Here is a 20,147-nt window from a genome sequence, read left to right on the forward strand (position 1 = left end):
CCGGCGCGGCCGGGGATGGCGTGGCCGGGGATGGTGTGGCGAAGCGTCAGGCGCTCACTTCAGCTTCGGGCACTGCTCGCCGGGATCCACGTCCTTGAAGGTGGAAATGATCTCGACCGAGCCGTCGCCCTTCACCTGGCCGAGATACATGGTCAGCGGCGCGTGGCGCTGCTTGTTCATCACGATGGTGCCGCGCGGGCCTTCCACCGCGACTTCCGCCAGCGCCGGAATCACCTTGGCGGCGTCCGTCGTGCCGGCCTTCTCCACCGCCGCCTTATAGGCGTAGACCGCCTCATATTCCGGCACGGAGAGGTCGTTCGGGGTCTTCAGGTCCTTGCCGAACTTCTTCTCCATCGCGGCGAGGAACGCCTTGTTGGCGGGGGTGTCGATATTGGTGAAGTAGGAACCGGCGATATAGATGCCTTCGGCATCCGGGCCCATGGCCTTGGCGGTGCCCTCATCCACGGCGAGGTTGCCATAGAGCGACTTGATGCCCGCCGCGCGCATCTGCTTGGTCAGCGTCACATTCGGCGCGCCGCCGGCGGTGGAGGTGATGATGGCGTCGGGGTTGGCCGCCTTCACCTTGGAGAGGATGGCGGTCCAGTCGGTGGCGTCCATCGGGGCGTATTCATCGCCGACGATCTTGCCGCCGGTCTTCTCGATATAGGCCTTGGTGAAGGCCAGCATGCCGCGGCCAAAGGCGTAGTCCGAGCCGATGAGGAAATAGGTCTTGGCGCCTTCCTTGTTGAAGAAGTCGACAATGGGGGCGACCTGCTGGTCCGGCACCCAGGCGTTCACATACATATAGGGGCTGCAGGAACGGCCCTCATAGAACGAGGTGTAGATGTAGGGCACCTTGCCGCGATTGACGATCGGCAGGCCGGCATTGCGCGCCGCCGAGGTCTCCATCGAGATCAGCACGTCGACCTTCTTCTGGAAGATCAGTGAATCGAAGGCCTTCTGCGCCCCGGCCGCGCCGGAGGCGTCGTCGGCGACCTCAAGCACCACCTTCTTGCCGAGGATGCCGCCCTTGGCGTTGATCTCCTCGACCGCCAGCTCGGCGGACTGCACGACGGAAGGCGCGACCACGGAATTGGCGCCGGATAGGCCGACGGGAATGCCGATGGTGATGGTGTCGGCGGCGAGCGCCGGCCCAGTGAGAAGGCCGGCGGCGAACACGCCGGCCATCAGCAGTGAGGTACGGGACATAGGCTTTCTCCGGAAGGTTATGGGTTTTTGGCAGCGGTGGGGAGAAGCGGGGCTTTAGTACCAGCCCCGGGAAATGGGCGCGCCGAGCATCTCGGCATAGACATCGGTGCGGCGGTCGCGCAGCACCTGGTTGAAGTCGTTCCAGTTGCGGGCGCGGCGGGCGGCGCCGAGGTCGATCTCGGCGGAAACGATCTCCTCACCGTCGCGGCTGGCCGGGCCGGCGGCGGGCCAGCCGGTGTAGCTGAGGATGAGGCTCTGGCCCTCGAAGGGCTGGCCGCGCTCGGTGCCGATGCGGTCGGCGCAGGCGATATAGAGCGAGTTGGAATGGGCGGCGGCCATGGCGAGGATGTTGGCCATCGCCTCGCGCCCCTCGGCCTGGCCGGGGATCGGCACCCAGTTGGTCGGCACGCAGACGATGTCCGCGCCCTGCAGCGCCTGCAGCCGGTAGGTTTCGGGGAACCAGCCATCGTAGCAGATGGCGACGCCGATGCGGCCGAGCGCGGTGTGGAACACCGGGAAGCCGTTATTGCCGGGCTCGAAGAACAGGTTCTCGTTGCCCCACAGATGCATCTTGCGATAGGTGCCGATATGGCCCTCCGGCCCGATCACCACAGCGCTGTTGTAGAGCGCCGTGCCCTCGCGCTCGGTGATGCCGGCGACGATGTGCAGGCCCCGCTCGCGGGCGATCTGCGCCCAGGCCTGGCAGCTTGGCCCGTTGGGAATGGTCTCGGCGAGGCCGAAGGCTTCCTCGCGGGTCTCGAACACATAGCCGGTATTGGCGAGTTCCGGCAGCACGATGAGCTTGGCCCCGCCCTCGGCCGCGCGGGCGATGAGAGTGAGCGAGTGCGCGACATTGGCGCTCGTGTCGCCGAAGCGCGGCTCCATCTGGATGCAGGCGACGCGGACAAGGCTTGAGACCGGCATGGAGGCACACCTCTGCGATCGCCGCGGCGCGCCGCGGCGTGAAAACAAAAAGCCCCCGGCAGTGCCTTTCGGCACCATCGAGGGCTGCATAGCCTGGATGTAGGGCGGCAACGCTGCCGCCACGCTCACGAAGCGCTGGGTCAAAGCAAAGCGCAGGCGGCCCCTCCTGTCAAGCGCAAATGCCGAGGATAGAGGCAGCGGCAATTATGCCTATGGGTTAGGCATACTGCCTCATTTGTCGCTGTCGCCGTCGCGGTCCAGCTCGGCCAGCATCGCATGGGCATTGATGATCGAGCCGGCGATGGTGCCGATGGGCACGCGCTTGGCGGTCGCCTGCTTGCGCAGGAACTGGTAGGCCTCGTCCTCGGAGAGGTTGCGTAGCCCCATCAGCAGCCGGGTCGCCTTCTCGACATCGCGGCGCGTGCGCAGCGTGTCTTCCAGCTTGCCGATCTTGGCGAGTAGCCGCCCTTCATAGCCGCGCTGCGACAGCGCCAGCACCAGGCTGGAGAGCACGCCGGAGGCGCGGATGGGGCGCACCAGCACGCCATGGGCGCTGGAATCCAGCAACGCCTTCAGCACGGTGGGGTTCTCGTAGTCGACGATGGCGATATGGGCGATGGCGAGATCGGCCATGCGCCACGGCATCGAGCTCTTCGTGTCGCGGTCGAGCAGGAAGAACACCGCGTCGAGCGGCAGCGGGAGCTGCGAGGGCGGCGGCCACACCACCTGCACCTGACAGCCGATGCGCTGGAGCTGGCGCACGAGGTCTTCGCCGTCCTGGTCGCGCGGATGCACCACGGCGACGCGCATGTTGCGCAGGTTCTGGATGAGCTGCGACGCGCTCATCGGCGGCGCCCGCTGGCGTGCGGCCGGCGCTCACGCATGGTCGTAAATATGATCGACGAGATAGGGGTCGGGCTTCACCGGCGCCTTCGCCTCCCACACCACGTCGAACTCGCCATGCTCGTTCACCATGCCGATGCGCGGCAGCAGATAGGTGTGGTTGTTGTCGGGGTCGATGCGGATGCGGCCCTGCGGCGCGTCATATTCAGTGCCGAGCGCGGCATCCACAAGGCGCTGCGTGTCGAGCGACTTCGCGCGCGTGAGCGCGTCGGCGAAGAGGTGGATCTGGAAATAGGCGGCTTCCGCATACATCGTCACCGCCGCGTCGCGGCCGAAGCGGGCGCGGTAGGCGGCGACGAAGCGGTGATTGGCCGGGGTGTCGACGGTAGAAAAATAGGGCGCCGAGGTGATGTGGCCGATGCACAGTTCCGGCCCGATGGCGCGGATCTCGCCTTCCGACATGGTGAGGCTGGCGATCGGCAAGATGCGCGGGTCGAGCCCGGCCTCGCGGAAGCTGCGGTAGAGCAGATGCGCGCCCTCACCGACGACGGTGGAGAACACCACCGAGGGCGCGCGGCGGCGTATGTCTTCCACCACGCGGCGGATCTGGTCCTCATGCGGCTGTTCCGGCACATAGGTTTCCGCCACCACCTCGCCGCCCTCGCGCGAGACGAGGTCGCGCATGATGCGGTTGGATTCGTGCGGGTAGATGTAGTCGGAGCCGACGAGATAGAAGCGCGGGCCGAAGCGGGCGAGCAGATGGCGGGCGAGCTGCAGGCTGTTCTGGTTCGGCGCCGCCCCGGTATAGATGACGTTGGGCGAATATTCGAAACCCTCATAGAGCGAGGGATACCAGAGCAGGGCGTTGCGTCGCTCCACCGTGGCGAGGATCGCCTTGCGGCAGGAGGAGGTGCAGCAGCCGAAAATGGTGCTGATGCCGTCCTCGGTCAGCAGCCGCTCGGCGTAGCGGCGGTAGAGTTCCGGGCTCGATTCCGGATCGTAGCACACCGGTTCGATCGGCCGGCCCAGCACGCCCCCGGCGAGGTTTATCTCCTCGATGGCGAGGGCGGTGCCGCGGAAATGCTCGGTTTCCGGCTCGCGCATATGGCCCTTGCGGGAGAACAGCACGCCGACGCGCCAGACGGCTCCCGCCGCGCCCGAAGGCTGCCCTGCGCTGCCACTCTCCGCCACCGGCGCCTGCCTGTCTCACCTGTTGCCGTGCCGTGCGCGCCCGCCGCGCCGGCCGGGTTCCGCCGAACCCGCCGGCCCGTTTTGGCGCGCCCGCGCCCGGCAGGTCAAGAGCGCGCCGTCGAGGTCGTTCAGCGCCCCCCGCCGGCGGCGGCGGGAAAGGCGACGACATTGCCCGCGCGCTGCGCCAGCCGGCCGGCCATCTCGACGAGCTGCTGCGGCATGAACGGCTTGCTGACCACGGGGGCCTGCGCGAAGGCGGGCGGCAGGTTCTCGCGCCCATAGCCGCTGACGAAGGCGAAGGGAATGCCGCGCCGGGTCAGCGCCGCCGCCACTGCGTCCACCGGCTTGCCATGCAGATTGCCGTCGAGCAGGGCGGCGTCGAACGCGCCGGTCTCGATCGCCTCCAGCGCCTCCTCCACCGTGCGGGCCGGGCCGTGCACGCTGGCGCCGGCATCTTCCAGCACGGCGATGAGTTCGAGCGCGACCAGCGCCTCGTCCTCGACCACAAGCAGGCGGCGGCCGTCCAGCGCCGGCACCTCGCGGGCGGGCTCGGCCGGGGCGGGGGCGGCGGGGCGGGCGGCAATGTCCGCCATCGGGTCCGGCGTGCGGTCGAGGCGCATGACGAGGTCCCACACCACGCCGTCATTGCGGTAGGAGACGGAGGCGGTGCCGCCATCGGACTTCATGCTGCTGTCGATGAGCGTCGAGCCGAAACCGCGCTTGACCGGGGCCTGCACCGGCGGGCCGCCGCTTTCCTGCCAGCGCAGTTGCAGCCGGTCGCCCTCCACCGACCATTCCAGCGCGACGCGGCCGGTGGGGCGGGAGAAGGCGCCGTATTTCAGCGCGTTGGTCGCCAGTTCGTGCAGGATGAGCGCCAGCCGCAGCGCCGGCTGCGGCAGAAGCTGCACGCGCGGGCCGCTGGCTTCCAGCCGCGCCGGGTCGATGGTGCCGAGCCTTAGCTGGTCGTGCACGAGGTCCATCAGGTCGGCGCCCTGCCAGGTGCGGTCGCTCAGCATGCCATGGGCGCGCGCCAGCGCCTGGATGCGGCCGGAAAAGGTGGCGGAAAACTGGTCGGGATGACGGGTGTAGCGCAGCGTCTGGGTGGCGATGGCCTGCACGCTGGCGAGCGTGTTCTTCACCCGGTGGTTCAGTTCGCCGATGAGCAGGGTCTGGGTTTCCTCGGCCCGGCGGCGGTCGGTGATGTCGAGGATCTGCACGCTGAGCGAGACCGGCTGGCCGTTGGGCCGGCGCAGCACCGAACTGTACCATTCGCAGTCGAGGACCGTGCCGGCGCGGGTGCGGCAGCGAATGGTGTGGTGCCCGCGCTGATGCGCCGTTTCCGCCAGCGAGCCGGACAGCATCTCCGCGAGTTCGCCGATGCTGCCGTCGCAGATCCAGCCGAGATCGGCGAGCGACTGGCCGGTCATGTCCGCCGCCGTCCAGCCGAACAGCCGCTCGGCGCCCTTGGACCAGCCGAGCAGGCGCATTTCCGGGTCGAACTCGACAATGGCGAGCGGGGAATTGTCGGTGTGCGCCTGCAGCCGGTCGAGCGCGGCCTTCAGCTCGGCGGCGGCGGTGGCGAGCGCGTCCTTCTGCCGGGCCAGCTGCTCGTGCTGGCGTGCGATGGAGAAGAACACCTCCGCCTTGCTCTTGAGGATCAGCGGGTCGATCGGCTTGTAGATGAAGTCGACCGCCCCGGCCTCATAGCCCTTGAAGCGGCGGCCTTCATCGGTGGAGGCAGCGGTGACGAAGATGATCGGCACGCGCCGCGTGCGCTCGGTGCCGCGCATCATCTCCGCCAGTTCGAATCCGTCCATGTCCGGCATCTGCACGTCGAGCAGAGCGAGGGCGAAGTCGTGCTCCAGCAGCAGTTCCAGCGCCTCGACGCCGGAGCGGGCCTTGTAGAGGGCGAGACCGTCGCGGCGCAGCAGCGCTTCCAGCGCGCGCAGATTCTCCTCGATGTCGTCGACCAGCAGGAACTTCACCGGCTCAGGCGACGCCATGGCGGGCCTCCTTCTGCGGCACGCCGGCGAGCCGGCGATAAATGCGCTCTTCCGGGGCGAAGCTGGCGAAGGCGTCGGCATGTCCGGAAAAGCGCAAGCTCTCATTCATGCCGAGGCCGAGGAAGCCGCCGCGCGTCAGCGATTCCCGGAACAGCCGCAGCGCGCGGTCCTGCAGTGTCGAATCGAAATAGATCAGCACATTGCGGCAGGAGATCAGGTGCATTTCGGAGAACACCTCATCGGAAGCGAGGCTGTGCTCGGCGAACACGGTGCGCGCGCGCAGCGACTTGTCGAACACCGCTCCGCCATAGGCGGCGGTGTAGTAGTCCGACAGCGAGGAGCGCCCGCCCGATTTGCGGTGGTTTTCGGTGAACAGCGGAATGCGGTCGAGATCGTAAATGCCGAGTTCCGCCCGCGCCAGCGCCACCGGGTTGATCTCGGTGGCGTAGAACAGGGTGCGGGATTCCAGCCCCTCTTCGCGGAACAGGATGGCGAGCGAATAGAGTTCCTCGCCGGCGCTGCAGCCCGCCACCCATACTTTCAGCGAGGGGAAGGTGCGCAGATGCGGGATGACCTCCTCGCGCAGGGTGCGGAAATAGGCGGGATCGCGGAACATCTCGCTCACCTGCACGGTGAGGCAGTCGATCATGACTGGCAGCAGCTCCGGCTCGCGCAGCAGCCGCGCCTGCACATGCGAAAGGGTAGGGCAGTCGAGCCGCTGGCGCAGCAGTTCCGCCCGGCGGGCCAGCGAGGCACGGGAATAGGCGCGGAAATCATAGTGGTAGCGGCGGTGGATCGCCTCGACCAGCAGGTCGAGCTCGATCTTCTCGCTGACGCTGGCGGGGCTGGTCATCGCGACATCCACACCCGGGCGAGGGAGAGCAGCTTGTCGACATCGAGCGGCTTGGCGAGATAGTCGTTGGCGCCGGCCGCCAGGCACTGTTCCTGATCGTCCGCCATCGCCTTGGCGGTGAGCATGATGATGGGCAGGCCGTGCCAGTCCGGATGGCGGCGGATTTCGCGCGTGGCGGCCAGCCCGTCCATCTCCGGCATCATCACATCCATCAGCACGAGGTCGAACGGGGTGCGGCCCTGCGTCTTTTCCAGCACCTCCAGCGCCTCGCGCCCATTGCGGGCAATCTGCACCCGGGCGCCGTGCGGCTCGAAAATGCTGGTGAGGGCGAAGACGTTGCGCACATCGTCCTCCACCACGAGAATTTGCCGGCCTTCCAGCCGCGAGTCCCGGTTGAGCGAGGTGGCGAGCAGCTTCTGCTGCTGCACCGGCAGGTCCGACACCACCTGATGCAGGAACAGCGTCACCTCGTCGATCAGCCGCTCCGGCGACTTGGCGCCCTTGATGATGATCGACTTGGAATAGCGGCGCAGGCGCAGTTCCTCCGCCTCGGTGAGTTCGCGCGCGGTGTAGACGATGACAGGCGGGAAGGCGGCGGCCTCGTTATCGTCGAGCCGGCTGAGCAGATCGAAGCCGGTGGCGTCCGGCAGCGTCATGTCGAGCACCATACAGTCGAAGGTCTCCGCCTCCAGCCGCTTGAGGGCGTCGGCGGCGGTGGCGCAGCCCACCGTCTCGACCTCCTTGGCGGCGAGAAGCTCGCTCAGGCCGCGTAGCTGGGCCGGGTCGTCCTCGACGATGAGGATGCGGCGCAACTGGCGGGCCATGCGGAATTCCAGCCGCTCGAGCGTCTGCACCAGTTCCTCGCGGCGGATCGGCTTCATCATGTAGCCGGCGGCGCCATAGGCGAGCGCGGTCTGCTCGTAGTCGCTGGCGGAGACGACATGCACCGCGATGTGGCGGGTGCGGGCATCGTGCTTGAGCCGGTCGAGCACGGTGAGGCCGGAATGGTCCGGCAGCCCCATGTCGAGGATCACCGCCTGCGGCAGATATTGCCGCGCCGCGACCACGCCGTCATCCGCCGTGGTGGTGACGATGCACTGGAAGCCGAGCTCATGGGCGAGATCGAGCAGGATGCGGGCGAAGGCCAGATCGTCCTCCACCACCAGGATGAGCTTCGAGCCGGCGGTGAGGCGGGAGCGGTCGTCGTCAATGCCGGCGGGGGCCGGCCGGTCCGGCGCATCCGCGGGAGCGGGCGAGGCGACCACCGGGCGCGGCGCCGGGCTGCGTTGCGGCGCGCGGGCCGGCAGCGCCGCCGCGCCCGCGCTGTCGACGACGACGCCGCTGAAGCGTGTCGGCACCACAAGGCTGAAGGTGCTGCCCTCGCCAAGCCGGCTCTCCAGCCGGATCTCGCCGCCGAGAAGGTTAGTCAGCTCGCGCGAGATCGACAGGCCGAGCCCGGTGCCGCCATAGCGGCGGTCGATGGTGCCGTCGGCCTGGCGGAACGCCTCGAAGATCGCTTCCTGCTGGTCCTCGGCGATGCCGATGCCGGAATCCGACACCGCGAAGATCAGCCGGCCATTGGCTTCCGCGCGGATGTCCAGCACCACCTCGCCCTGCGCGGTGAACTTGACCGCGTTGGAGAGGAAATTCTTCAGCACCTGTTCCAGCCGCTGCGGATCGCTTTCCAGCACCGGCGAGACATCGGGCGCGATCTGCGCGCGCAGGACGATGCCCTTCTCTTCCGCCTGCGGCGCGAAGCTGCGCACCAGCTTGTCGGCCAGGGCGGAAACCTCCACCTGCTGCGGCCGCAGTTCCAGCTTGCCGGCCTCGATCTTGGACAGGTCGAGAATGTCGTTAATCAGGGTGAGCAGGTCGTTGCCCGAGCTTTCGATCATCTGGGCGTAGCTGATCTGGTCCTCGGTGAGGTTGCCGAAGCGGTTCTCGCCGAGCAGCCGCGCCATGATCAGGAGCGCATTGAGCGGCGTGCGCAGCTCGTGCGACATGTTGGCGAGGAATTCGGATTTATAGCGGCTGGCGGCGGCGAGATCGTTCGCCTGCTGCTTGAGCGCGCTCTGGGTGCGGGCGAGATCGTCGCGCTGGGCTTCCAGAAGCTGCGTCTGTTCTTCGAGCTGAGCATTCGATTCCTCCAGCTCCGCCTGCTGGCGTTCCAGACGGTGCTGCGACTGCTGCAGCGCCTGGCTCTGCTCCTGCAGTTCCTCATTGGCGGCGGTCAGCTCCTCGCCATGGGCGCGCAGCTCTTCGGCCTGCCGGCGGGTTTCCTCCAGCAGTTCCTCCAGCCGGGTGCGGTACTGCGCCGAGCGCAGCGCGACGCCGACCGCGCTGGCGCTGCGCTCCAGAAATTCCCGCGCTTCGGCGCGCGGGGACCGGTCGAAGCCGAGTTCGATCACGCCATTGACCTGATCGTCCTCGAAGGTCGGCGACAGCACCAGATGCTCCGGCTTTCCCCTGCCGAGCGCGGAGCCGAAATAGAGATAGCCGTCCGGTACGCGGTCAATGGCGAAGCTGCGCCCGTCGGCGATCACCTGCCCGACAAGGCCGTCGCCGCGGCGGATGCGGGCCGGCACGGCGGCGTCCATCGGCACGCCATAGCCGGCGACGCGGGCGAAGGCGTCATGGTCTCGGATATAGAACAGGGCCGCCTGCGCGCCGAGCCGCTCGGCGAGGAAGGTGAGCACCCGCTCGCCAAGCTCGGCGCTGGACAGATCGCCCATCATCCGCCGCGACAGGTCGACCTGCGCGGTGCGGATCCATTCCTCGCGGCGCACCGCCAGCTTGTTGCGGATGAAGAAGAAGCCGGTCGCCGCCAGCACCCACACCGTCACAGCGCCCATGGAGCGGTTGACCAGCGCCAGGCTGGGGTCGATGCCCGGCCGGTCGATCAGGAAGCCGGCGGCGATCACCAGGGTGACGCCGGCGGCGGTGACGAGCGGCACGGCGGTGCGCCAGGCGAGATAGGCCAGCACCAGCGGGATGAGATAGGTGACCCAGACGGCGACGCCGAGTGGCACCGACAGATCGACGAGGAACACCAGCGCGGTGAAGGCCGCGAGGAGCGCATAGAGAAGGGCCGGCTTCTCCTCGAACATCTTGAGCTGCACGCCGCCACGACTCCCGGGAAAGGCGACAAGGGAAGCCGGAAGGCGCGGGACGCGCGGCAGGGGCCGGCGCGTCCACGGTTCCCCGGCGCCCATAAACCCGCGACGGCCGGGAAGGTTCCCGCAATCGGCAGAAAAAAGCTGCTGCCGCCGCGCCTCAGGCCGGCAGGCGTTCGGCCTCGGCGAACTGGGTGCGGACCATGCGGGCATAGATGCCGCCGCGCGCCAGCAATTCGCCATGGCTGCCCTGCTCGGCAATGCCCTCGCGGGTGACGACGAGAATGCGGTCGGCGCTGCGGATGGTCGACAGGCGATGGGCGATGATCAGCGTGGTGCGCCCCACCGACAGCGCCGCCAGCGCGCGCTGGATTTCCCATTCCGTCTCGCTGTCCAGCGCCGAGGTGGCCTCGTCGAGAATGAGGATCGGCGGGTCCTTCAGGAACATGCGGGCGATGGCGAGACGCTGCTTCTGCCCGCCGGACAGCTTCACGCCGCGCTCGCCGATGACCGTGTCGAGCCCGAGCGGCAGTTCGGCCAGCAGACCGTCGAGTTGGGCGCGGCGCGCCGCCTCCAGGATCGCCTCCTCGCTGGCCTCCAGCCGGCCATAGGCGATGTTCTCGCGGATGGTGCCGGCGAACAGGAACACGTCCTGCTGCACGATACCGATATTCTTCCGCAGCGAGTCGAGCCGCACGTCGCGAATGTCGTGGCCGTCAATGGTGATGCGCCCGCCGGTGACATCGTAGAAGCGCGGCAGCAGCGAGCACAGCGTGGTCTTGCCGGCGCCGGAGGGGCCGACAAAGGCGACGCTCTCGCCCGGGCGAATGTCGAGGTCGATCCCGTTCAGCACCGGCGCGGCATTGCCATAGGCGAAGCGCACGCCCTCATAGCGGATGGCGCCCCTCACCTCGGTCAGCGCCCGCGCGCCCGGCCGGTCGGCGACATCCGGGCGGGTGGCGAGGAAATCGAGATAGGAGCGCAGCCCGGCAATGCCCTTGGGGTAGACTTCCATAACCGCCGCGATCTTTTCCAGCGGCCGGAAGAACACGCCGACCAGCAGCAGGAAGCCGACAAAGCCGCCATTGCTGAGCTCGCCGCGCAGCACGAACCAGGTGCCCGCCAGCATGATGACGACCTGGGTCAGCCGCATGCCGAGATAGGACAGCGAGGCATTGGCCGCCAGCAGGCGATAGGCTTCGAGCTTGGTGGTACGGTACTGTGCGTTCTCCGCCGCGAACAGCCGGTTTTCATGCGCCTCGTTGGCGAAGGACTGCACCACCCGGATGCCGCCGATATTCTCCTCGATCCGGGCATTGAAGGCGCCGACCCGGCCGAACAGGGCGCGGAAATTCGCCGTCATCCGCCGCCCATAGCGGGTGGTGATGAGGGCGCTGGCCGGCACGATGACGGCGGTGAGCAGGGCAAGCGGCACATTGACGCTCAGCATGACCAGAAAGGCGCCGATGAAGGTCATCACCGCGATGAACACGTCTTCCGGGCCGTGATGGGCAACCTCGCCGATTTCTTCGAGGTCCTTGGTCAACCGGGCGACGAGATGGCCGGTCTTGTTGTTATCGAAATAGGAGAAGGACAGCTTCTGCACATGATCGAAGGCACGCCGGCGCATCTCGGTCTCGATATTGATGCCAAGCATGTGGCCCCAATAGGTGACGACCGCCATCAGCCCGGCATTCAGCAGATAGACCGCCAGCAGCCCCACCGCCGCCCAGACGATGAGAGGCCAGTCCTGTCCCGGCAGCAGATGGTCGATGAACAGCTTCACCGCGAGCGGGAAGCCGAGCTCCAGCAGGCCGGACAGCACCGCGCAGGAAAAATCCAGCACGAACAGGCCCTTATAGGGCGCGTAATAGGAAAGGAAGGGCCGGATGATCTGCATGATGGCTCGCTTATAGCCGTCTCAATCCACGAGATCGACCTCAATCGGCGAGATCGACATCCGTGTGGCCGGCGCGCCAATAGGCGGCGATGGCGCAGCGGGATTTGGCCAGGCCGCGCTCGCGGGTCATGAGCCGGCGAAGCGCCCGCGCGGTCCGCTGTTCACAGCCGGCGAAGACATGCACCTCCGCATGGTCGGCCGGAAGCGGGACGGCGCGCAGCGCCCGTTCGAGCCGGTCGCTCATGCCGGGGGCGGTGCCGTCACGGGTGAGCCATTCCACATCGAGGCGGGCGGGTGAGGGAAGCGGCTGGCACTCGCGCGCATCCGCCACTTCCAGCCGCACCACCGCCTGCGCGTCCGCCGGCAGCGTGGCCACCATGCGGGCGATGACGGGCAGCGCCGTCTCGTCGCCGGCGAGCAGGTACCAGCGGGCGGGCGGCAGGCCGGCCCCGCCCGGGCCGAGCAGCCCGACCGGATCGCCGGCGCGCGCCTCGCGCGCCCAGTCGGCGCCGGGGGTGGAGCCGCCGGGATGCTGGACGACATCAATCGCCAGGGTACCGGCAGCGGCATCGACCTCGCGCAGCGTATAGACGCGCGGGATCAGCGTGTCCGCCCCGCCGGGCCATATGGTGCGTCCGTCTGGCGCGGCATAGGGCCAGACGGGGGTGCGGCCGGCGGGTGGGATGAGCACCCGCACATGCAGCCCGCCGCTGGCGAAATGCGCGGCGTCGCCTTCCAGCACCACGCGGCGCATCAGCGGGGTCAGCGCGTGCGAGCCGACGACGCGCAGGGCGCGGAAATAGGGCAGCGCCGGGTTGCCGGCGCCGTGGCCTTCCCAGGCGAAGGCGGGCGCGGCGCCCTCCATCGCGGCGTAGACATGCTCGGCCAGTTGCATGCGCAGCACGGACAGCCGGTCCTCGCGGTGGCTGCGGGCCTCAATGGCGAGATAGCCGGCGGAGTCGACGGACAGGGTCGCCTCGCCGCACCAGTTTTCCAGCCGGGCGGAAGCGGGCGTGCGCTCGCGCAGGCTCTCCGGCTCCAGCCGCGCGCACAGCCGGGCGAGCAGCGCCGCCGGGGCGGGACAGGCGAGACGCGCCTGGGCGGTGAAGGGCTCAGCCATGCCGGCCTCCTCTCTGCAGCAGCCAGATCAGATACGGGCCGCCGACCAGCGCGGCGAGCAGGCCGGTGGGGAGCTGATAGGGAAAGGCGACCATGCGGGCGAGCCAATCGGCCACCAGCAGCACCAGCGCACCGATCAGCGCCGAGGCGTAGATGAAGGCGACGCCGCGCGAAAAGCCGCTCTGGCGCGCGAGATGCGGCCCGATCAGCCCGACCAGGCTGAGCGGACCGACGAAGAAGGCCGCCACCCCGGTCATCGCCGCCGCCAGCAGGGTGAGCAGGAACTGGCTCATCGTCACCGGCAGGCCGAGCGCGGCGCTGACCCCGCGCCCGAGCGGGAGAAGGTTCAGCCAGCGGCCGGCGAGGGCGACGGGGAGCAGCAGCACCAGCGCGCAGGCGGCGAGGATGCCGGCCTGCATCATGTCCACCCGGTCGGTGGTGCCGGCCAGCCAGGCCAGCAGCAGGAAGCTGCCCGGTCCGCCGGCGGCGAAGAATGCGGAGAGAATGGCGAGCCCCATGCAACCGAGCGCGATGCCGGCGAGCAGCAGCTTTTCCGCGCCGAAGCCAGTGACGGCGGCGATGGCCAGCACCAGCAGCAGCGCGACCAGCGCCCCCGCGGCGCTGGATGCGAGCAGCAGGCCCGGCCCGGCCGCTGGCGCCAGCAGCAGCGCCACCGCGAGCCCGACGCCGGCCCCGGCGCTGATGCCGAGCACTTCCGGCCCGGCCAGCGGGTTGCCGGTGAGCCGCTGCATGATCGCCCCGGCGGCGCCGAGCAGCCCGCCCGCGGCCGCGCCGGCCAGCACGCGCGGCGCCCGGAACGGCAGAAGCTCGGCCAGCAGCGGGCCTGTAGCGAGGCTCCAGCCGTCGAGATCGCGCCCGGCGACAAGGGCGAGAAGCGCCGCCAGCCCCACCGCCACGGCCAGGCCGGCAAGGGCGAGGCCCGGGCGGTGCAGTCGGCGGGACGGGGCGGCCGGCGCCAGGACCGGCGCGGCGCTGCGCAGGCGCGGCAGCAGCCACAGCAGCAGCGGCCCGCCGAGCAGGCCGACCGCCGCGCCGGTGGGAATGAGATCGCTGCCGTCCCCAGCGGTTAGCTGGACGAGCGAATCGGTGATCCACAGCAGAAGCGCGCCGATCAGCGGGGCGGCGACGAGCATCTCGCCCGGCCGGCGCGCGCCGGCGAGGCGGGCGAAGGCGGGGGCGGCGAGGCCGACAAAGCCGATCACGCCGACCTGCGACACCACGCTGGCCGCCAGCCACACGGCGAGCGTGATGACCGCGAGGCGCATGGCCGCGACCGCCATGCCGAGGCTGAGCGCCGCCTCGTCATCCAGCGCCAGCAGGCCGAGCGGCCGCAGCAGCAGGGCGGCCGCCGCCGCGCCCAGCGCCAGCCTCGTGCCGATCAGCGCCGCCGGCTGCCAGTTCTGCTGGTGCAGTGAGCCGGCGCCCCAGATGAACAGCGAGAACACATATTCGCCGCGCGCGAGAATGAGTGCCGCGCTGAGCGCGCCCGCCATCAGCGACAGCGTCATGCCGGCGACGACGACGGTGACCGGCTCGAAGCCGCGCCGCCAGCTAAGCCCCAGCACCAGCGTCGCCGCCGCCAGCCCGCCGGCTAGGGCGGTGCCCTCGCGCGAGAAGGCGAGCAGCGCCGGTGCGAAGGCGAGCGCCAGCGTCAGCGCCAGCTGCGCCCCGGCGGCAATGCCGAGTGTCGAGGGGTCGGCGAGGGGGTTGCGCAGCACGCGCTGCAGCAGGGCGCCGGAAAGACCCAGCGCCGCGCCCGCCAGCAGCGCGGTGGCCGCGCGCGGTATCAGGCTGTGCCAGAACAGCAGGTGGCGCAGATCCGCCCCGGCGCCGGGGATTTCCGGCTGGCGCAGCAGCACCAGCGCGAACAGGGCGAGGGCGAACAGGCCAAGGGCGAGGCCGAAGGGCACCGGCCGCAGGCTGGCGGGGCGGGAAAGGGCGAGATCAGCCAATGTCGCCTCCCGCCTTGCCCGCCAGTTCGCCCGCCCGCGCGCCGCTGTCCGGGTTCAGCAGCGCGCCGGTGAGCAGCCGGGCGAAGCGGGCGGCGGTGGGCAGGCCGCCGAACGGATCGACACTGGCGAGCACGGCGAGCCGTCGGGCGCGGATCTGCGGCAGCGCGTTCCACAGCGCGCTGGTGCCCAGCACGCGCGCGGCATCCGGCGGCACGGGCCGCAGGACGACGAGGAAGGCCTCGGGGAAGCGCGCCAGCGCCTCGATGCCGATGGGGGCCGAGGCGGAATAGAAGGTCCGCTCGCCCCAGGCATTGGCGAAGCCGAGCCGGGCAAGCACCTCGCCGAACAGGCTGTCGGCGCCGAAGACGCGGAAATGCCGGGCATCGCCGAGATTGAGCACCAGCAGCGGCCGCCCGGTTTCGCCGGCGAGGCGGTGCCGGCACGCCGCGATCTCGCCGGCCACGGAGGCGATCAGCGATCGCGCCGCTTCTTCCTTGCCGGTGAGGGCGCCGATTCGCGTCGCCGCCGCTTCCGCCTCGTCATAAGGCGGCCGGCCGGTGCGGTAGATCGAGATCGTCTCCACCGGGGCGATGCGGGCGAGCTGGGATTCCATGCCGGCGTAGAAATTCGAGGAGAAGATCACGCTCGGCCGGGTGAGGCGCAACGCCTCGTAATTGAGCGCGCCGCGCAGGCCGATATCGACCACCGAGGCCGGCACGGGCGGCTCCACCGCCACCTGGCGGAACAGCACGAGCTCGGTCGCCGCCACCGGGGTGAGCCCCATGCCGAGCAGCGTCTCCAGCAGCGCCCAGTCAATGGCCGCGGCGCGCAGCCCTTCCGCCCGGGCCGGCGCGCCGGGCTGCACCAGCGCGGCGAGCCCGCCGCCGATCAGGGCGCGGCGGGAGAGGGTCGTCGCTGCGCTCACGTCGGGCCGCCCGCCGCACGCGCATTCCGAATCGCGCCGCCCGGCGCGGAAGGCGTGCCCTCTACCATTTGTAGGACAAGGTTCCGATCACGGTGCGCCCGTCGCCATAGTAGCAGCCGAAGAAGCCGCAGCTGGCGACATAGGTTTCGTCCGCGATGTTGTTGACGTTGAGCTGGGCCTTGAACGGGCCCTTCTCGTAATGCAGCGCCAGGTCGAACAGCGTGTTGGAGGACAGGAAGATGCTGTTGTCGTCGAGCGCGTAGCGGTCGCCGACGAAGCGCACGCCGCCGCCAAAGCCGAAGCCGGCCCACTGGCCCGAGGGGATGGTGTAGTCGAGCCAGAGATTGGCCATGTTCTCCGGCACATTGGCCGGCCGGTTGCCGGCATATTCGCCCTCGGTGATCTCTGCATTCATGTAGGTGTAGTTGGCGATCAGGTTCAGCCCTTCCGCCAGCCCCGCCACGGCGGTGAACTCGAAGCCCTTCACCCGCACCTCGCCGATCTGCGTCTCATAGCTGACGCCGTCGATGAACTGGGTGGAGAGCACGTTGGACTGGGTGATGTCATAGGCCGCGACGGTGAAGAAGCCGTTCCAGCCCACTGGCTGGTACTTCACGCCGATTTCGACCTGCTTGCCCTCCATGGGCTGGAAGGCGGCGCCGCCGAGCTGGGTCGGCATGTTGCCGATGACCGGCTCGAAGGAGGTGGAATAGTTGAAATAGGGGGCGATGCCGTTGTCGAACAGATAGGTGAGACCGACGCGACCGGTGAAGGCGCTGTCGTCCTGGTCCTGCGCGGTGTCGCCGAAATTGGTCAGGCTGGTGGAATCGGTGGTCGCCCAGTCATGCCGCAGGCCAACGGTGAGCAGCCAGTTCTGCAGCTTGATCTGGTCCTGCGCATAGATGCCGGTCTGGGAGATGGTGCCGTTGACATCGGCCGTGTACCAGGCCGCGCCGCTGACCGGCTGGTTGTAGATGGGGAAGAGGACGTTGATCGGCGAGGCGGTGCCGAATTCGGTGACGTTGGATTCGGTGTAGCGGCGGTAGTCGAGGCCGATCAGCACCTCATGGGCGAGGGCGCCCGTTTCGAAGCGGCCATGCATCTGGCTGTCGATGGTGAAGGTCTGCTGCGATTCGGAATTCTCCGAGGAGCCGCGATTGGCGACGAGCGGATTGGTCGAACTCAGCGAGCTGTAATAGAGGCTGTTATAATCCCAGGCGAGCACGGCGTAGCGGGCGTTCTGCCGGAACTCCCACGTATCGTTGAAGCGGTGCTTGAACTCGTAGCCGACGCTGCCGAAGGTGCGATTGGAATTGTCGTAATCAGGGTCGCCGAGAAACCGGCTGCGGGGCAGGCGCAGGCCGCCATCGGCGTCTACCGTGTACTGAACCGGCAAGCCGACCGGGGTGCCGGACTGGTCGTACTGAATGTTGGCCAGCACGGTCAGCGAGGTGTCGGTCGTCGGTTGCCAGGTCAGCGCCGGGGCGAAGAACAGCCGGTTGTCGTCGATATAGTCGGTCTGGGTGTCGCTGTCGCGGGCGAGGCCGGTGAAGCGGTAGGAGATGTCGGCATTGTCGGGCAGCACGCCGCCAATGTCGAAGCGGCCGACATAGCGGTCGAAGCTGCCGGCTTCCACCTGCACCTCGCCGAAATTGGTGAAGGTGGGGCGTTTGGAAATGAAGTCGAGCAGGCCGCCGGGATTGCCCTGGCCGTAGAGCACCGAGGCCGGTCCGCGCACCACGTCGATGCGCTCCATGCCATAGGGGTCGAGGGCGGGGGTGCCGGCCTCGCGCATCAGCTTGAGCCCGTTGAGATACATGCTGTTGTCGGCGGAGAAGCCGCGAATGATCGGCGAATCGAAGCGCGGATCGGTGCCGAAGGGCTGGGAGACGACGCCGGCGGTGTAGTCGAGCGCCTGGCCGACATTCTGCACCGCCCGCGCATCCATCTGGTCGCGGGTGACGACGGAGATCGACTGCGGCACCTCGACCAGCGGCGTGTCGGTCTTGGTGCCGGCGGTGGTGGAGCGGGCGACATAGCCCTGCGTGTCGTCGGTTCGCTGACCCTCGACATCAATCCGCTCGAGCTCGATGGGCGCCGCGCTTTGCTGGGCCCGCGCGACCGAGGCCGAGACAAGGATCGCCGCGCTGCCCATCAGCAGCGACATCGTTGAGAGGCCCAGCCGTTCGCGCATCATGCTACCCGTTTTCCAGCAGTTGAGATGAATTATAAAGAAGCGCCTCCCGCCGGCCCCGGGAAACATCGCTTCATATCAATCATCATTCTGCCGTTCTTGTCGTATTCTCTTGTATTTTGAACGATCGTGTTTTCTATTGGGCCTTGATCGAACGGATTTGGCCCGAGATCAAGATGGATTTCCACTTCATATTGATTCTAATCTATGAAGTGTCGTCCTGATCTTGGCGAATGGCGTGCCGCATGACCTTTCAACCCCGCATGACCTCCAGGGTAGAGGGCATCACCCTCCTCGATGATCTGCGCTGGCGTAGCTGGAACGGGATCATCGCCGATGTCTGGCATGTCGCCTGCGCGGCCGGGGCGGGCGGGCACTATGTTTCGCGCGACGCCCGGCTGTTCGTGGTGCTGGAGCGCGAGGGCGGGCGCTCGGATGTGCAGCTTTCCGCCGACGGGCGGCGGCGCCGGGTGCCGCGCGCGCCGCACCGCATGAGCTTCGTGCCGGCCGGGATGCAGGTGTGGTCGCATGTCGACGAGTCGGTGCGGGTGCGCCATCTCGACCTCCACTTCCACGCGCCGACACTGAGCGAGCGCCTGGGCGAGGACCTTGACGATGAGCGGCTGACGACGCCGCGGCTCGATTTTCTCGACGAGCGGCTGTTCACCCTGGCGCAGCTTATCGCCGAGGAGTGCACCGCGCCGCAGCCGCGCCACGACCTCTATGGCGACGGGCTGACGCTGGCGCTGTTCATCGACCTGCTGCGGCTCGGCCGGGCGGCGCCGGAGGCGGCGGGCAAGGGTGCCGCGCTTTCGCCGCGCCAACTCCGGCGGGTGACGGAATTCATCGAGGCCAATTGCGCGCGCAATATCCGCCTGCAGGAACTGGCGGAGCTGACCGGCCTGTCGCAATCCTATTTCAGCCACGCCTTCAAGGCGGCGACCGGGGTGCCGCCCTATCAGTGGCACCTCAAGGCGCGGCTGCGCAAAGTGCAGGCGCTACTCGCCGGCTCCGACCTGGCGCTGACCGAGATCGCGTCCGCCACCGGCTTTACCGATCAGGCGCACCTCACCCGCAGCTTCCGCCGGCTTATCGGAGCTACCCCGGCGGCATGGCGCCGCGCGCAGGGGCGCTGACCGGCGATCGGGTTCACAGCGCGGCGGGCGCGAAGAGCGCGCCGAAGCCGGCGAGCGGGGCGGTGGGTATCTCCAGCGCTCGCAGGCAGCCCCACAAGGTCGCGCTGACGGAATCAATGATGGGAATGCCCAGCGCGCGTTCCACCTGCGCCCCCACCAGCGCGCCGCGCATATTGGTGCAGACGATGGCAATGGCGTCCGGCGCCGCGCCGGCGACGTCAGTGCACATCCGGCCGATGCGATCCTCGTCAATGTCGGCGAAGGAGAAATTGTCGGACAGGCCGCCATGGGCGCCGGCCACCACCTCGACGCCGAGCGTGGCGTAGTTGGCGGCGATGCGCGCGCCGACATCGCCCGTATAGGGCGTGACGATTCCAAGGCGGCGGATGTCGCGCTCGGCGATGAGCCGGTTGAGGCCGAGAATGCAGCTTGTCGCCTTCACCCCCGTTCGCGCCTCGATCGCCGCGCAGAGCCGCGCATCGGTCTCGAAGCCGAGCCAGCTCGCGGAGGTGCCGTTCCAGGCGATGATGTCGGTGCGGGCGTCGGCGAGCAGCTCCGCCGCCGCCAGGATCGGCTCCTGGCGGAACTGGTTGGAGGCGCTGTCGTCGAGCGCGATCCGCGTCACCCGGAAGCGGGCGAAATGCGCCGTCACCTCGGGGAAAAGCGGTTCCAGCATCCGCGCCGTATAGGGCTCCAGCACGGTGTTGGAGGACGGCGTCAGCATGCCGATCCGCCGGGGGGAGGGGAATTCGTTCTGCATGCGA

14 protein-coding genes are annotated in these 20,147 nt (G+C 68.7%); 1 reads left to right on the forward strand and 13 read right to left on the reverse strand.

What is annotated here, in order from left to right; genetic code table 11:
* Positions 1-54: 54 nt before the first annotated feature.
* The 12 genes from AAC979_RS19735 to AAC979_RS19790 form a co-directional block, all read right to left on the reverse strand.
* Positions 55-1,209 (reverse strand): substrate-binding protein, encoded by a 1,155-nt coding sequence (locus tag AAC979_RS19735; RefSeq protein WP_371348586.1) that lies wholly within the window; start codon positions 1,207-1,209, stop codon positions 55-57.
* Between the two features lie 54 nt (positions 1,210-1,263).
* Complete coding sequence (locus AAC979_RS19740; RefSeq protein WP_371348587.1) at positions 1,264-2,133, reverse strand: nitrilase family protein; 870 nt, start codon at positions 2,131-2,133, stop codon at positions 1,264-1,266.
* A gap of 231 nt (positions 2,134-2,364) precedes the next feature.
* Positions 2,365-2,979 carry an ANTAR domain-containing response regulator gene (locus AAC979_RS19745; RefSeq protein WP_371348588.1) on the reverse strand — a complete coding sequence of 205 codons (615 nt, stop codon included), beginning with the start codon at positions 2,977-2,979 and terminating at the stop codon, positions 2,365-2,367.
* A 30-nt stretch (positions 2,980-3,009) separates the two neighbouring features.
* Positions 3,010-4,167 carry a transporter substrate-binding domain-containing protein gene (locus AAC979_RS19750; protein WP_371348589.1) on the reverse strand — a complete coding sequence of 386 codons (1,158 nt, stop codon included), beginning with the start codon at positions 4,165-4,167 and terminating at the stop codon, positions 3,010-3,012.
* Positions 4,168-4,295: 128 nt separating this feature from the next.
* The gene (locus AAC979_RS19755) at positions 4,296-6,170 is read right to left on the reverse strand and encodes a response regulator (protein WP_371348590.1); all 1,875 of its coding nucleotides are present in this window, start codon (positions 6,168-6,170) and stop codon (positions 4,296-4,298) included.
* Entirely contained in the window at positions 6,157-7,023 is an 867-nt protein-coding gene (locus tag AAC979_RS19760) for a protein-glutamate O-methyltransferase CheR (RefSeq protein WP_371348591.1), read from the reverse strand. The genes AAC979_RS19755 and AAC979_RS19760 overlap by 14 nt, the downstream gene beginning before the upstream one ends.
* Positions 7,020-10,142 carry a response regulator gene (locus AAC979_RS19765; protein WP_371348592.1) on the reverse strand — a complete coding sequence of 1,041 codons (3,123 nt, stop codon included), beginning with the start codon at positions 10,140-10,142 and terminating at the stop codon, positions 7,020-7,022. Before AAC979_RS19765 ends, AAC979_RS19760 begins: the two co-directional genes overlap by 4 nt.
* A gap of 154 nt (positions 10,143-10,296) precedes the next feature.
* Positions 10,297-12,036 (reverse strand): ABC transporter ATP-binding protein, encoded by a 1,740-nt coding sequence (locus AAC979_RS19770; RefSeq protein WP_371348593.1) that lies wholly within the window; start codon positions 12,034-12,036, stop codon positions 10,297-10,299.
* 40 nt (positions 12,037-12,076) lie between these two features.
* Entirely contained in the window at positions 12,077-13,156 is a 1,080-nt protein-coding gene (locus AAC979_RS19775) for a siderophore-interacting protein (RefSeq protein ID WP_371348594.1), read from the reverse strand.
* A complete protein-coding gene (gene fhuB, locus AAC979_RS19780; RefSeq protein WP_371348595.1) occupies positions 13,149-15,128 on the reverse strand; it encodes a Fe(3+)-hydroxamate ABC transporter permease FhuB in 1,980 nt (659 codons plus the stop codon). The genes AAC979_RS19775 and fhuB overlap by 8 nt, the downstream gene beginning before the upstream one ends.
* Positions 15,121-16,053, reverse strand: a complete 933-nt coding sequence (locus AAC979_RS19785; protein ID WP_371348596.1) for an ABC transporter substrate-binding protein — start codon at positions 16,051-16,053, stop codon at positions 15,121-15,123. Before AAC979_RS19785 ends, fhuB begins: the two co-directional genes overlap by 8 nt.
* 61 nt (positions 16,054-16,114) lie before the next feature.
* Positions 16,115-18,250, reverse strand: coding sequence for a TonB-dependent siderophore receptor (locus AAC979_RS19790; protein WP_371348597.1), 2,136 nt, complete (start codon positions 18,248-18,250; stop codon positions 16,115-16,117).
* A 242-nt stretch (positions 18,251-18,492) separates the two neighbouring features.
* Between AAC979_RS19790 and AAC979_RS19795 the strand changes: the two genes are divergently transcribed.
* Positions 18,493-19,383 (forward strand): helix-turn-helix domain-containing protein, encoded by an 891-nt coding sequence (locus AAC979_RS19795; RefSeq protein ID WP_371348598.1) that lies wholly within the window; start codon positions 18,493-18,495, stop codon positions 19,381-19,383.
* A gap of 13 nt (positions 19,384-19,396) precedes the next feature.
* Here the strand turns inward: AAC979_RS19795 and AAC979_RS19800 are convergent, their stop codons facing one another.
* Complete coding sequence (locus AAC979_RS19800) at positions 19,397-20,143, reverse strand: aspartate/glutamate racemase family protein (protein ID WP_371348599.1); 747 nt, start codon at positions 20,141-20,143, stop codon at positions 19,397-19,399.
* Positions 20,144-20,147: the final 4 nt, after the last annotated feature.

Origin of the sequence: Ancylobacter sp. IITR112 (assembly GCF_041415945.1) — a bacterium.
In the GTDB taxonomy this organism is placed as follows: Bacteria; Pseudomonadota; Alphaproteobacteria; order Rhizobiales; family Xanthobacteraceae; genus Ancylobacter.